Annotated in this window: 13 protein-coding genes; 1 reads left to right on the forward strand and 12 read right to left on the reverse strand. The window is 46.0% G+C overall.

The window, feature by feature from the left end:
- Nucleotides 1–18 precede the first annotated feature (18 nt).
- Both NST47_RS25050 and mntR read right to left on the reverse strand, forming a co-directional pair.
- The gene (locus NST47_RS25050) at nucleotides 19–1,002 is read right to left on the reverse strand and encodes a patatin-like phospholipase family protein (protein WP_341157557.1); all 984 of its coding nucleotides are present in this window, start codon (nucleotides 1,000–1,002) and stop codon (nucleotides 19–21) included.
- 671 nt (nucleotides 1,003–1,673) lie between these two features.
- Nucleotides 1,674–2,096 (reverse strand): transcriptional regulator MntR, encoded by a 423-nt coding sequence (mntR, locus tag NST47_RS25055; RefSeq protein WP_076230012.1) that lies wholly within the window; start codon nucleotides 2,094–2,096, stop codon nucleotides 1,674–1,676.
- 273 nt (nucleotides 2,097–2,369) lie between these two features.
- Here mntR and splB point away from each other — a divergent pair, with 273 nt between their 5' ends.
- On the forward strand, nucleotides 2,370–3,431 hold the full coding sequence (gene splB, locus NST47_RS25060; RefSeq protein WP_341157558.1) for a spore photoproduct lyase: 1,062 nt from the start codon (nucleotides 2,370–2,372) through the stop codon (nucleotides 3,429–3,431).
- On the opposite strand, the gene NST47_RS25065 is transcribed toward splB, so the two are convergent.
- From NST47_RS25065 to murA, 10 genes are all read right to left on the reverse strand, one after another.
- Nucleotides 3,428–4,141, reverse strand: a complete 714-nt coding sequence (locus NST47_RS25065) for a cytochrome c biogenesis CcdA family protein (RefSeq protein ID WP_341157559.1) — start codon at nucleotides 4,139–4,141, stop codon at nucleotides 3,428–3,430. The genes splB and NST47_RS25065 overlap by 4 nt on opposite strands.
- A gap of 38 nt (nucleotides 4,142–4,179) precedes the next feature.
- On the reverse strand, nucleotides 4,180–4,983 hold the full coding sequence (locus NST47_RS25070; RefSeq protein ID WP_076230009.1) for a metal ABC transporter permease: 804 nt from the start codon (nucleotides 4,981–4,983) through the stop codon (nucleotides 4,180–4,182).
- 32 nt (nucleotides 4,984–5,015) lie between these two features.
- A complete protein-coding gene (locus tag NST47_RS25075) occupies nucleotides 5,016–5,801 on the reverse strand; it encodes a metal ABC transporter ATP-binding protein (protein WP_445667398.1) in 786 nt (261 codons plus the stop codon).
- Between the two features lie 43 nt (nucleotides 5,802–5,844).
- Nucleotides 5,845–6,813, reverse strand: a complete 969-nt coding sequence (locus tag NST47_RS25080) for a metal ABC transporter substrate-binding protein (RefSeq protein WP_341157560.1) — start codon at nucleotides 6,811–6,813, stop codon at nucleotides 5,845–5,847.
- 172 nt (nucleotides 6,814–6,985) lie between these two features.
- Entirely contained in the window at nucleotides 6,986–8,065 is a 1,080-nt protein-coding gene (locus tag NST47_RS25085; protein ID WP_341157561.1) for a Gfo/Idh/MocA family protein, read from the reverse strand.
- Nucleotides 8,066–8,123: 58 nt separating this feature from the next.
- The gene (metG, locus tag NST47_RS25090; protein ID WP_445667399.1) at nucleotides 8,124–10,181 is read right to left on the reverse strand and encodes a methionine--tRNA ligase; all 2,058 of its coding nucleotides are present in this window, start codon (nucleotides 10,179–10,181) and stop codon (nucleotides 8,124–8,126) included.
- 677 nt (nucleotides 10,182–10,858) lie between these two features.
- Entirely contained in the window at nucleotides 10,859–11,077 is a 219-nt protein-coding gene (gene yidD / locus NST47_RS25095) for a membrane protein insertion efficiency factor YidD (RefSeq protein WP_341157563.1), read from the reverse strand.
- A gap of 121 nt (nucleotides 11,078–11,198) precedes the next feature.
- Nucleotides 11,199–11,612, reverse strand: a complete 414-nt coding sequence (locus tag NST47_RS25100) for a hypothetical protein (protein ID WP_341157564.1) — start codon at nucleotides 11,610–11,612, stop codon at nucleotides 11,199–11,201.
- A gap of 11 nt (nucleotides 11,613–11,623) precedes the next feature.
- Nucleotides 11,624–12,436 carry an inositol monophosphatase family protein gene (locus NST47_RS25105; RefSeq protein WP_341157565.1) on the reverse strand — a complete coding sequence of 271 codons (813 nt, stop codon included), beginning with the start codon at nucleotides 12,434–12,436 and terminating at the stop codon, nucleotides 11,624–11,626.
- A gap of 86 nt (nucleotides 12,437–12,522) precedes the next feature.
- Nucleotides 12,523–13,845 (reverse strand): UDP-N-acetylglucosamine 1-carboxyvinyltransferase, encoded by a 1,323-nt coding sequence (gene murA, locus NST47_RS25110; RefSeq protein ID WP_341157566.1) that lies wholly within the window; start codon nucleotides 13,843–13,845, stop codon nucleotides 12,523–12,525.
- Nucleotides 13,846–13,886 lie beyond the last annotated feature (41 nt).

A 13,886-nucleotide genomic window follows, 5' to 3' on the forward strand; every position in this document is an offset into this window, starting at 1 on the left:
TGCAGCTTTCTCCGTTCTTTAAATGATTATCGCTTTATTATTGCGAAGTACATGCTGTACATAATCCTGCTTATAATCGTTCAACCTCCATTTGTCGAAAAATCGTTCCCCTGCCTGCCTGCCAGAGTCATACAACAGCCTGCTTGTTTCCAGAGCAATATCAAATTGTGTAATACTTACCCCAAGCGTCGGGATTTTAATCGTCCGAAATCGATTGACCTCCTCAATATAACGCTCGTCATGAGCATCCATCATCGTTGAAAAAAGTGCCTTGAACATCGTTAAAGGACCATAGATCGTATTAGGCTTGCTTGAGCCTCTGCCTACAAGCTGGAAGCCCACAGTCGGAATCATAGAATCAAGTGCTGGGACATCATCATGATCGAAGATCCATAGTGGAAAATTACTTAACAGTCCCCCATCCACAACATAAACAAATTGCTCAGCAAAGGTCTCGTTGGGCAATCGTTTATCTGGCGTTTTGCGTATAATCACAGGATCAAAAAAATAAGGAATACTAGTGCTCATTCTAACAGCCTTGGAGATGGCCAGATGCTGTGGATCAATCCCATATTGTGCAATATCATCGGGGAGCACCAGCAGCTTGCGCTGCGAAATATCTGATGCAATAATTCTTAGCTGGTTCTTCTTCAAATCGCCAAAATTACGAATCCCTTTTGCCAGTAACAGCTTATGCATCCAATTTTCCAAAGCTTCTCCCGAATATAACCCCTTTTTTAACAAGAGACGAACAGCCGGCCCGACTACCTTCGCGTCAAATAGCTTGGAACGCTGCAGGAAGGCTCTAAATGGGGTCGCTTCAATAATGGCTTTCATTTCCTCAGCCTGGTAACCAGATGCCACCAGAGCGGCTATGATAGCCCCTGATGATGTTCCCGCTACCTGGTGAAACTCGATCCCCCTGCTTTCTGCTGCTGAAACGGCCCCAGCCAATGCTATACCCTTGACTCCACCACCTTCAAATACTGCATTGATTTTCATGAGATTCCCCCCTCCCAAACCCTCCCTAAGGGAGGGCCCCAAAGGGCTTTGCCCTCTGGACTCCCTTGGATCGTAAGCCTGCTTTCGTGTTCTCGGGGCGCTTCCGTCCCTCTGGGACACGCTTGACTGCTGCTTTTCTGGGTACCGGCTGGACCGTGCTTTCGTGTTCTCGGGGCGCTTTCGTCCCTACGGGACACGCTTGACTGTTGCTTTTCTGGGTGCCGGCTGGACCGTGCTTTCGTGTTCTCGGGGCGCAGCCTTTGCTGTCCCTGCGGGATTCGCGTGGCTGCTGATTTTCTAGTGATAGCTGGATAGACTGCTTTGTATCGTCCTCCTTTTTTATTCGTTGGTACCCGTTTGGTAAAGCAAACTTAGTAATAAAAAGTAAGTATATGCGGTGTGGTGTGGTTTCTTGCGCTATTCTTGTGCAAGCATGCAAAAAAAGCATCCGAAATTACCGGATGCTTTTTTGCATGTTTCTTCTTTTTACCAAGAAGAAGTTCAGTGAGTAAGAAGCGGAGTGATCGTGGTGTTCTGTAGAAGCGGAGCGTTCGCCTTTGTTCATGAAATTCTACCTATAGATGTTCATACAATCAGGAATTCCATAAACAACAGCGATCGGAAGAACACTTCGGTCGCGCAGCGGAGCATACTCACTGACCTTCTTCACCTTAGGTCTCGTCCATTTCTTTTTTAAGCTTCATCAAGTCTTCGCCGCGCTTGGGGTCGCGATTAAAATACTCGATTAAAGTTTCAATGCAGGTAATCGAATCCCAGCTAAGATGATGCTCAATACCTTCAACATCTTTATAGATCGTATCCTCGGATACGCCAATTAGCGTTAAGAATTGCTCCAACAGATCGTGTCGGGCAACTAATCGTTTACCCATTTTATGCCCTTTGGGTGTTAAAATCAGTCCACGGTATTTCTCATATACCAAATAATTGTCTTTATCCAGCTTTTGTATCATCTTGGTGACGGATGAAGGATGGACCTCTAGTCCCTCAGCAATATCAGATACGCGAGCGTAACCTTTTTCATCAATAAGTTTATAAATACGCTCCAAATAATCTTCCATACTCGGTGTAGCCATTTATGTTCCTCCCGTACATCATCAATGACCCTGCTTGATTTCAAGAAGTAAATCCACTTTTGTAGAATGAACTCCAGCTATAAGAAGCACACTAAGGTCATCATAAGCGCTTTTTACTATAACATAGCCGCATTACCGAAGCAAGTTGAGTCATCTATCAATCTCTATATCTTATGCAAAATTCCGTAATTGTGTTGACCATCCGATCCTTGACTCATGTTTCAGTATAAGCACTGGCCGTCTTGTTCCTTGCAAAATTTCAGGAGGTGTACCATGTCTACCGAACTGTTAACACCTGGCCCACGGCAAACTAAAGTATTTGTTCCTGAACTCGTATATTTCGAACCAGACGCTCTTAATTACCCCAAAGGGCAAAGAATTCTGGAATGGGCCAAACAGCAAGGTCTGCCCATACACATGACAACCTCCCACAATCGGATCACGAACCTGCCGGGAGATAGCGAGCTGGAGAAATACAAAATCGCCAAAAGAACACTTGTTGTAGGGATACGGAAAACGTTAAAATTTGAACAATCCAAACCATCCGCTGAATACGCAATTCCGATTGCGACAGGCTGCATGGCCCACTGTCATTATTGTTATCTTCAAACAACGCTTGGTGCCAAACCTTATATTCGGATTTATGTAAATACCGACGATATTTTGAAGGCAGCCAAAGCATATATCGAAGAAAGAGCACCGGAAATTACCCGATTTGAGGCAGCCTGTACTTCCGATCCTGTCGGACTTGAGCATATTGGCGGCTCTTTGAAGGAATTGATTGAATTTATGGCTAACGAGCCGCTGGGCAGACTACGTTTTGTAACCAAGTTTCACCATGTAGAGCCGCTGCTTGATGCGAATCATAATAAACATACCCGGTTCCGATTTAGCGTCAATGCGAGCTATGTAATCAAAAATTTTGAGCCTGGAACATCCAGCTTCGCAGAGCGCATCACTGCGGCAGGCAAGGTCGCCAAAGCCGGCTATCCGCTTGGTTTTATTATAGCACCAATTATTTGGCATGAAGGCTGGGAAACTGGATATCAGGAGCTGCTGGAGAAATTAAAAGAGGCGCTTCCCGAAGAAGCAACCTCTGATTTGACCTTTGAGCTGATCCAGCACCGCTTTACGAAAACCGCCAAAAGAGTAATCGAACAGCGGTATCCCAAAACCAAGCTGGAGCTTGATGAGACCAAACGCAAATACAAATGGGGTCGTTACGGTCAAGGAAAATATGTGTACCCTGATGAACAAGCCAATGCTTTGCGCGAGTTTATTACTGATCAGATATTCGATAAGTTCCCGAATGCCAATATTGATTATTTTACTTAAAATTTAAGCCAGTCGGGGGTAATTTGATTGAGCCAGATGGTGATTCGCGTCATTTGATCCGTGTACAGCAGGATCGCCATAACAACCATCAGCCCCCCGCCTATTTTCATAATTAACGAAGAATAGCGCAATATCCATTTGGTCGTTCCAATAAAAAATGAAAGCACAAGAAATGGAATGGCAAATCCGAGCGAATACGCGGTAATCAGCGGCAGCCAGGAGTCGGGATTGGTTGCAGCCAGCGCAAGAATCGCAGACAAAATTGGCCCGATACAAGGTGACCATCCGGCAGCAAAGCCGATACCGATCAACACAGAACCCAAGTAACCGGCAGGCTTCAGCTTCCACTGCAGCTTACGTTCCTTCATTAGCCATTGCGGTTGAAAAATCCCCAACAGGAATAATCCCATCAGTAAAATCATCAATGCTGCAATTTGACGCAATAAGCCTTTGTAATCAGCAAAGAAATTGGAGACGAGCCCAGCTCCCCAGCCCAAGCTATAGAAAATAATCGAAAATCCGAGAATAAAGCATAACGTATGTAGCACCGTTTGTTTACGTACACCGGCAGAGGAATTCGCGTTTTTGAGTTCACTGACCGATATGCCCGTAATATACGACAAATAAGACGGATACAGCGGCAAGCAGCAAGGTGATATAAATGATGCGAACCCAGCCCATAAGGCTATCCATAAATTAACTTCCAACACTTAACCTCCTAAGAGCGAACCGTTCATTTTCACAAATCCTATAAACGCAAACCCCTTTTAATAAACAAAATAATAATGAGCAGTGCAATGAGGAACAATACGATTGTAGCGCCTGGTGCCAGATCCCACAATCCCGCAGACAGCAAACCTCCGATTACAGCCAATTCCGAGAAGAGTATGGCCCAAAATAAGGAATGACGAAAGCTTTTGGCAACAAGCAAAGAACAGGCTACAGGTATGGTCAGCAAGGAGGATACGAGCAGCGCACCTACTATTTTGATGGAGACACTAATCACCAGTGCTGTCATCATCGTAATCATAATATTGTAAAACCGCAGCGGCAATCCACTGACTCCAGCAGCATCCTCATCAAAGAACATCAGAAACAGTTCTTTATAGTTAAACGCAATCACGCCCACCACAAGAACCGTTACCCCGAACACCACCCACAAATCAGTCGCATCCAACGTGTAAATACTGCCAAAAAAATAACTCATGACGTTCATATTAAAGCCTTTGCCCAATGTAAACAGCAGCGTCGCTACAGCCACCCCACCCGACATAATAATGGCAATGGACAGCTCCGCATACGTCTTGTAGGCTTTACGAAGACGCTCTATTGCGAAGGAAGCCAATAAAGCAAACACAAGCCCGACTCCGATCGGATACACGTTAATCAGAAAGCCCAGAGCCACCCCTGCAATCGATACATGAGCAAGTGTATCTCCAATCATGGACAACCGCCGCAGCACGAGAAATATGCCCATTAGCGGCGCAGTCAGTCCGATCAATAAGCCGCCTATAAGAGCACGTTGAAAAAAATATTCCGAAAATATATCCACCCAAATTCCTCTCCCAGCTTGGCGACGATCTGTTAACTTGGAACTTCTATCTGCTCACGCAGCTTATGAATCGAATGTGTCAAATTTGTTTCCAGGCAATTTTCCGGCTCATGCGTATGCTTCACATAAAAAGATAAAGAGCCGCATTTATCTACGGGCTCCGCACCCAGATAGGATTGTATCATATCCATATCATGAGATACCATTAAAAAAGTAATATGATGGTGCTGGTGCATATGCCTAATCATTTGAAAAAAGTCTGCCTGTGTCTGGGCATCAATCCCTACCGTAGGCTCGTCCAGTATAAGCAGCTCAGGGTTATTGATCAGTGCCCTGGCAAGAAATGCCCGCTGCTGCTGCCCTCCTGAGAGCTGACCGATACGGCGATCAGCTAAATCCTCAATCCGCATGGCATACAGTGCATCCGAGCACTTTTGCTGCTCGGCTTTACTAATCCGTTTGAACATATTCTTTTTGCCATATAAACCGGACTGTACAACCTCGCGCACGGTAGCAGGAAACAGCGGATTAAAGGAGTTTTTCTGCGGTACATAACCGATTCGGTGCCAATCGCTAAAAGAAGATACCGGCTCGCCAAACAGACGGATCTCACCTTGCGTCGGCTTCAGGAGACCGACAATCATCTTGAGCAGCGTTGTTTTCCCTGCACCATTAGAACCGATAAGTCCGACAAAATCACGCTCCAATACCGAGAAGCTCAGATGCTCGATCACCTTTTTTTGTTCATAGAAAAAAACGACATCATCGATCTCAATGATACTACGATGACACCGGGGGTCAGCAGCCATAGAAGTCATAAGTGCAAGCTCCTTTATCACAGGTTTTCCTTGTCTCTTTCTTCTATTGTAATGCTTTTATTAAATTTTTCAAATTAACTTCCATCAATGAGATGTAATCGGCCCCTGCTTTCGTCTGCTCATCCGTTAATCCCTCAATTGGATTCAACACCATCGTCTCTACCTTGGCATCCTTGGCAAGCGTTTTGGCCAAACGATCCGATACGAGCTCTTCAAAGAAAATGTACTTAACGTTGTTCGTCCGGATAAATTCATTAATATCCTGAAGTCCCTTGGAGGTCGGCTCTGCATCTGGAGAGAGGCCCATAATCGGCTTTTGTGTTAAACCGTACTCCTTCGTTAAATAAGCGAACGATTGATGAGTTACGACGATTTGCTTTTTCGTTAGTGGGGTTAATGCCTGCTTATACTGATTATGCAATTGATCCAGCTGTGCAGCATATTTAGTATAATTCGCTTCATAATCCGCCTTGTGAACAGCATCGAGTTTCACCAATTGATCTTTGATCGTAAGCGCCATTTGCTTGGCATTAAGAGGGCTCAACCAAACGTGCGGGTCGACATGACCGTGTTCAGTGGTGGTGTGATTGTGGCTGTCTGCTTTTCCGTTAGCCTCTTGAACCTCTTCTTCGGCCGCCTCGATCAATGATAGACCTTTACTGGCTTCGACCACTGTGACTTTGGAGTCCTTCTGCAAGCTGCTTAAGGTATCATCGACCCAGCCTTCAAAGCCAGCGCCCAAATAAAGAAACATTTGCGCTCTGGATATATTTTGCATATCGCGTCCCTTGGGGGACCAATCGTGCGGCTCAACCCCTGTCGGAACCAAATTGATCACATTCACATGATCGCCACCGATTTTTTTCGTGAAGTCGTAGAGCGGATAGAAGCTGGCTACGACATTTATTTTATCTGGAGAAAGCGCAGCTTTGGAGTCTCCGCATCCGGCCATAACTATCGATAATCCAGCAATAATCAGCATTGAAAACAACCATTTTTTTCTAAAAATCATTCCATAATCCCCTTTATGTAAATCGTAATAATTTTCATTAGCAGTTTAGATTATACGTTCCACTTCCTCGGCTTGTCAACTGTTAATAATTATTACGATTAAACAGCAAAAAGCACCCCTCCGGGACTTGTCCACAGAAGGATGCTTTGAATTTAGGTTCATATTCTATTTCTTAAGCAGTTTCAATGCGCTCCGCTTGCAGCTGTGCTTTGATACAAAGCTCTGCTGCCTTGAAAGCATGCTCTTGTGTCATCGCATTTTCGGTACGGTTGATGCAATCCAGAATCAGCTGTCCGAAGAAAGGATAACCTACTTCGCCAGTCAGAGCAAAATGCTTTTCGCCCTCTTGATTAACCAGATATAGATGGTTGCCGCTTGGATCACGGGCAATGTCAATATATTTACGAATTTCGATATATCCCTCAGTACCAAGAATGGTCATACGTCCATCTCCCCAAGTACCCAGTCCGTCCGGTGTCAACCAGTCAACACGGAAATAGTTGGTTGCTCCATTATCAGCCACAAGGGTAGCATCGCCAAAATCCTCAAGCTCCGGATAATCCTTGTTCTTGTAATTAGCTACCTTACTGCTAACTACTCTGGCATCCTTCGCTCCAGTGAAGAACAGGAACTGCTCGATTTGATGGCTGCCGATATCGCACAGGATACCACCATAGTTATCAAATTTGAAAAACCAATCCGGTCTCGATGGTGCATTCAGACGGTGAGGTCCAAAGCCGATAACCTGAACAACACGTCCAATCGCACCTTGCTCAACCAATTGCCCTGCAAATACTGCACTCTCTACATGAAGACGCTCGCTGTAATACACCATATATTTACGGCCGGTTTCTTTAACCTTTGCGCGAGCTTGCTCCAGCTGCTCCAAAGTAGTCAATGGCGCTTTATCTGTAAAATAATCTTTGCCTGAGTCCAACACGCGAAGTCCCAATGCGCAGCGATCCGATGGAATAGCTGCACTTGCAACTAATTGGATCGAAGCATCATTCAAGATTTCCGCTTCGGAAGCGGCTGCTCTGGCTTGCGGGTACTTACTGATAAAAGCAGCTACCTTGGCTGGGTCTGGATCATATACAGCAACCAGCTCTGCACCTGCTTCGATCAATCCATTAGTCATTCCATAAATATGACCATGATCCAAAGCAACAGCAGCAAAAAGAAATTCTCCCTTACCTACAACCGGATTCGGTTTGCCCTGAGGGGCGTAATTCATTCCATCTTTGTTTTGCATCGTATTGAATGCCTCCTGATATTGGGATTCCTTTGGATAATGTTAACGTGAACATTCCTCATTTTACCACAGATCCGTTAGGAAGTGCATCAGAAATTGTAGCAAGTGTTAATTGGTCTCCGTGAGAAGCAGCCAAAATCATTCCTTGAGATAATTCGCCGCGCAGCTTGACCGGCTTCAGGTTTGTGACACAAATAACCTTGCGTCCAACCATTTGCTCTGGCGTATAAAATTTGGCAATTCCCGATACGACCTGACGCTGTTCGGTTCCCAGATCCAGTTGAAGCTTCAGCAGCTTATCTGCCCCTTTGACCGGTTCAGCAGCCAAAACTTCTGCAACACGCAGCTCAACCTTGAAAAAATCATCGATGGAGATTTCAGCAGCCGCTTCATCTGTATTTGCAGTTGGGGTCGCTGTGGCTGATCCTTTAACGGCAAAGGTTTGATTGCCGGCGTTTTGCTTGGAAGCTTGCTCCTTCGTTCCCACCGCCACTTGTTCTGCTCCAGTTGCTTCAGTACTGGCTGCTGAGCCTCCACCCATAGCCTCTGCAATGTAAGCTACTTCCTTCTCCACTTCAAGTCGAGGGAATAGCGCTGCTCCTTTAGCTACACGAATACCGGCAGGCAATAGTCCAAACGTATGGATCGTATCCCAGGCAGGCTGAGCTTCTTCGCTGACCCCAAGCTGCTGCCAAATACCTAGTGGAGTCTGGGTCAAGAAAGGCTGCAGCATTACGGATGAAATTCTTAGAGATTCTGCCAGTACGTACAGGACGGATCCCAGAGCGTCACGTTTACTCTCATCCTTGGCTAAAGTCCAAGGTTGGGTTTCATCGATATATTTATTGGTGCGGCTGATCATTTTCCATATTTCACTCAACGCTACGGAGAACTCCATCTTCTCCATTGCTTCTTCTACTTTAATCGCTGCCTGGCTTATCGTGTCCAGCAGAACCGAGTCAAACTCGGTAGCTCCAGCTACATATGCAGGCAGAATACCGTCAAAATATTTCTCGATCATCGCCACGGTACGACTTAACAAATTACCCAGATCATTCGCCAAATCAAAATTTATCCGTTCTATAAAGCTTTCCGGTGTGAACGTGCCGTCTGAGCCAAATGGAACCTCGCGCAGCAGGTAATAACGAAGGGCATCCAACCCATAACGATCAATCAGCGTAACCGGATCTACAACATTGCCCTTGGATTTGGACATTTTGCCATCCTTCATAAGCAGCCAGCCATGTCCGAACACCTTTTTGGGTAACGGAATGTCAAGCGCCATCAACATAATGGGCCAGTAAATCGTATGAAAGCGAATAATCTCTTTGCCGACGAGATGTACATCTGCTGGCCAGTAGTTTTTAAATTTGGTATCGTCCTCAGCCCCGTAACCAAGTGCTGTTATATAATTCGATAAGGCATCGATCCATACATAGATGACATGCTTCGGGTCACCGGGCACCTTGACACCCCAATCAAAGGTCGTACGAGAAACCGCCAGATCCTCCAGACCTGGTTTGATAAAGTTATTAATCATCTCATTTTTACGTGATTCGGGTTGAATAAAATCCGGGTTCTGCTCATAGTACTCAAGCAGCCGATCCGCATATTTACTCATCCGGAAAAAATAGCTGTCTTCCTTAATCAGCTCTACAGGGCGGCCGCAGTCTGGACATTTACCGTCAACGAGCTTGTTTTCCAAAAAGAACGATTCACAGGGCGTACAATACCAGCCTTCATAGGTACTTAAATAAATATCGCCTTGCTCCATCAATTGAGCAAAAATCTTCTCCACCGACAGCTTGTGACGCGGCTCAGTTGTACGAATAAAATCATCGTAGGATATATCCAGCTTTCCCCACAGCTCCTGAATGCCACCAACAATTTCATCTACAAACTGTTGAGGAGTGACACCCTTTTCCTGCGCTTTACGCTCAATTTTTTGCCCATGCTCGTCCGTACCTGTCAAATACATGACATCGTAACCGCGCAGTCTTTTATAACGGGCCATCGCATCCCCCGCGACAGTGGTGTAGGCATGACCGATATGCAGCTTATCACTTGGGTAGTAGATCGGGGTGGTTAAGTAAAACGTTTTTTGTTTATCCGACATTTGGTTTGTCCTCCTAAAAGTTTTCGTAGAAAACTTACTTCGTAAGCGTCTACTCGTTTGTGAAACAAACTTACTTCGTAAAAAAACAGAAAAAGCCCTGTCCAGCTTGGGACGAGAGCTTGTGCTCACGCGGTACCACCCAACTTCCCCCGCAATCCGATACATCCGGATCATCAAGGCTCAGTAGTCATGTTGCGACTTTCCGTTAACGCCGGAACTACGATGACAGCTTACATACAGAGCCCGCCTAATTACAAGCTTCTGCTGCTCACCCTCATATCCTCCTGGGCCATCTTCCCTTACTTCGGTCAACCGGTTTTCAGCTGCCCCGGCTCTCTGTATGACACTCTGCAAAGTACTTTTCCATTCATCGGATAGACAAATATAGATTAAGCCAAATATAACTAACAATACATCGACTGTCAAGCCCGTAAGTCCATGACTCACAAAGCTGCGGCATTCCCCTATAATATTTTTTGATCGGTGCGCACTTTTCTTTCTAATATTGGGTAATACTTAAGTAATAAGCTGATAAGCAGAGGTGATTATAAGATGATGGATTTCGTATATATGATTTTGTCGATGATGGTCGTAGGTTGTGTCTCGCTATTGACACTTGGCCTGTTAGGAGTCTTCAAGAAAGAGAAGGGCCGGTAAACATCAGTCAAATGAATCAACTACAATTTGGGCGGAACATGATCAATGCCACCTGGATGAAAAGGATGGCATTTACATACTCTTTTAACCGCCAGCCAGGAACCTTGAGCAGGTCCATGCAGTTCAAGGGCATCCAAGGCATATTGGGAGCAGGTCGGGTAAAAACGACATGTTGGCGGTTTAAGTGGAGAAATAAATTTACGATAAAACAGAACCATTCCCCTGAGCAAGCTCTTCATAATACACCTCCGAATCTTGCACCTGATGAATGACTTGGAATAACGAAGGGTAAGCAGAAAGAAAAAGAAACTGTATGGGAGCTACTGCCCTCAACAGTCCTTAACAATCGCTAATTGCGGGTTATTTCTTCGTTGTCTTACCTGTTTCAGACACCGTTTCACTGTTCCTTGCTTTAATGGCTGCTTTGAGTTCAGCTGCTTTTTTACCGTTGGGATCAATTTTTAACTTGGCTGCCTCATTCTGAAGTTTTTTTAGTTCAAGCTTGGCCGCTTCCGCCTTTTTCTTCGCTTGAATAGCTGTTGTCAGCTGCTTGGCCGTTTTATCTTTGGGATCAATACCAAGCTTGACGGCTTGAGCCTGCAGCTTTTTGAGCACTTCGCCTTTCTTGGCCTTGGCAGTTGCATGGTTCTGGGCCGATCCCGTCGAAGCCCCTGTACTTCCCTGAGTGGCTGAAGCATTTGCCGCGCCAGCTATACCTCCGCTTAGCAATAAAGCTCCCGCAATACTCATCGTCATTATTTTTTTCAATAACATCCTCACACCCCCTAAGCAAGAGTATACAGTCCATCATTGACCATTTGCAGCAAAGCATCCTTGCGGCTAGCATGGCATGCAACCAGATAAGGCTCGGGATTCATTCCCTTAAAAGGATTCCCTTTGAAATCCATAATCAAGCCCCCCGCTTCCTGCACAAGCAGCAGACCGGAGTATAGATCATCGCCTTCCGAATTGTACAAAATGATCCCGTCAATGTGCCCTCTTGCAAGCATACTCCACTGCAAGGTAGGCGCCCACAGCCGCAGCATCCGTTTGGAACTGCTTTCCAGATGCCTGCGTAAACGAATAGCTTCTGCATGGTTCTGCACCGCATGTCCTTGAATCCAGCCAATCGTGAGTCTTTTGGATAGAGGACGTACCTGCAGCTCCAGTGCTGCACCATTACAAGTTGCACCCTGATCCTGCTTGGCCACATACATCTTGTCCTGCATCGTATCGTAAATAACACCAAGAACTGGCTGTTGTCGATATATTAAGGTCACAGAGACACCAAACAAAGGCATCCCGATAGCAAAATTATTCGTTCCATCCAGCGGATCGACCAGCCATAGCCAGTCGCTGTCCACACCAGACCACCCATTCTCTTCACTATGTATCCGATGATCAGGAAACGCCTGATGAAGACGCTCCAGAATCGCTTTCTCAGCCTTCAGGTCGGCTTCAGTCAGCACATCACTGAACTCGCCCTTCTCTTCGATACTACAACCTTCGGCAAAAAAATGGCGTGCAATATTCCCAGCTTCCCGTGCAGCAGCTACAGCAACCTCTTCCGCCTTCAATAACGTATGTTCCAGCATCATTTCATCATCCCCTGCGCATTTCATCCGTTACGATTAAAAACTTCATATATTACAATAGATATAGTCAACGGTAACAGCCGAGTTGCTTATCCTATGTATGGAGCCTGTACCTCGTGCTGGCCTGTTCCTTCATCGGTTTGCTCCAATGAGATTTTGGCTCCCAGCGAGCGAAACAACTCAATCGCATTTTCATTGCCACGCTGAATATGCTCGATGCCGGTGATCCGGGTTGTCCCTTCAGCGGCCAATCCAGCTAACAGCAAACATGTACCCGCTCTTACATCCGTTGCGTGAACCCAATTCCCTTGAAGAGGCAAGCCGCCTCTGATAAATGCACTTTCCTTACGCACCTCAATTTGCGCTCCCAGTCTTTTCAACTGCTGTACATGGCTGAACCGCTTCGGATATACACGTTCAGTCACAATACTTTTGCCAAGTGATTGAAGCAGTAATGCCGTAAAAGGCTGCTGCAAATCCGTTGCAAACCCCGGATACATTCCCGTTCGGATCCGTGTCGCACGCAGCTTGCCCGTCGAATGCGCCGTAATATTCTGATCATCGATGACAATCTCGATCCCGATTTCGCGAAGCTTGGCCGTGCACGAACCCAAATGCTCTGGAATTACGTTTCTTACTGTGATACTGCCTCCGTTCATACCTGCAGCCATGAGAAAAGAACCCGCAATTAAACGATCGGGTATGACCTGATAGACGCCACCGCCCAGATAAGGAACGCCCTCGATACGGATTTGATCTGTACCGGCACCAACAATCTTGGCCCCCAGCATGTTCAAGAAATTGGCCGTATCCACAACTTCAGGATCTGTAGCTGCGTTCATCAGACGCGTCTTGCCTTTTGCTCTGACAGCTGCCAGCATCGTATTAATCGTGGCTCCAGATGTAATCATATCAAAATAAATGTCGGCTCCGCGCAGTTCCTTCGCTTCAACAACATAGTGGTCTTGATGAAAAGTAACCTCAGCTCCCAGCAATCGGAACGCTTTGATATGCTGGTCAATCGGACGCGAAACAAAATCATCGCCACCCGGAAAACCAACAGTAACCTTGCCGAATTTAGCCAGCAAGGCACCTACAAAATAATATGAAGCCCGGTATGCCGAAGCCTTGCCCGGATCGATAACAGCACTGTGCAGCTGTCTCGGGTCCATGTGCAGTTCGCCGGAAGGTAGTCGTTCAATGTATAGTCCAATGTCCTGACCGATTTGACGAATCACGCGCAAATCCTCGATATTCGGAATGCCGTCCAATGTGACTACTGAATCTGCCAGGCAGGAGGCGGCTAACAGAGCCAAAGAGCTGTTTTTAGAGCCTTGTATGGATACGGCACCTTTTAGCGCACCGGATTTTTGCACTTGAATAAATTTCACTTCATTTCCTACTTTCCACATGGAGTTTAGAACTTAGCTAACATGACGGTGAAGCGAATCTT

Source organism: Paenibacillus sp. FSL H8-0034, from assembly GCF_038000305.1.
Taxonomy (GTDB): domain Bacteria; phylum Bacillota; class Bacilli; order Paenibacillales; family NBRC-103111; genus Paenibacillus_S.

Coding starts and splice junctions, on each gene's coding strand:
- yidD (WP_341157563.1), bottom strand. CDS start 11,077: ATGAAGAGCTTGCTCAGGGGAATGGTTCTGTTTTATCGTAAATTTATT.
- NST47_RS25080 (WP_341157560.1), bottom strand. CDS start 6,813: ATGATTTTTAGAAAAAAATGGTTGTTTTCAATGCTGATTATTGCTGGA.
- NST47_RS25050 (WP_341157557.1), bottom strand. CDS start 1,002: ATGAAAATCAATGCAGTATTTGAAGGTGGTGGAGTCAAGGGTATAGCA.
- murA (WP_341157566.1), bottom strand. CDS start 13,845: ATGTGGAAAGTAGGAAATGAAGTGAAATTTATTCAAGTGCAAAAATCC.
- NST47_RS25075 (WP_445667398.1), bottom strand. CDS start 5,801: ATGACTTCTATGGCTGCTGACCCCCGGTGTCATCGTAGTATCATTGAG.
- NST47_RS25085 (WP_341157561.1), bottom strand. CDS start 8,065: ATGCAAAACAAAGATGGAATGAATTACGCCCCTCAGGGCAAACCGAAT.
- NST47_RS25105 (WP_341157565.1), bottom strand. CDS start 12,436: ATGATGCTGGAACATACGTTATTGAAGGCGGAAGAGGTTGCTGTAGCT.
- metG (WP_445667399.1), bottom strand. CDS start 10,181: ATGTCGGATAAACAAAAAACGTTTTACTTAACCACCCCGATCTACTAC.
- mntR (WP_076230012.1), bottom strand. CDS start 2,096: ATGGCTACACCGAGTATGGAAGATTATTTGGAGCGTATTTATAAACTT.
- NST47_RS25100 (WP_341157564.1), bottom strand. CDS start 11,612: ATGTTATTGAAAAAAATAATGACGATGAGTATTGCGGGAGCTTTATTG.
- splB (WP_341157558.1), top strand. CDS start 2,370: ATGTCTACCGAACTGTTAACACCTGGCCCACGGCAAACTAAAGTATTT.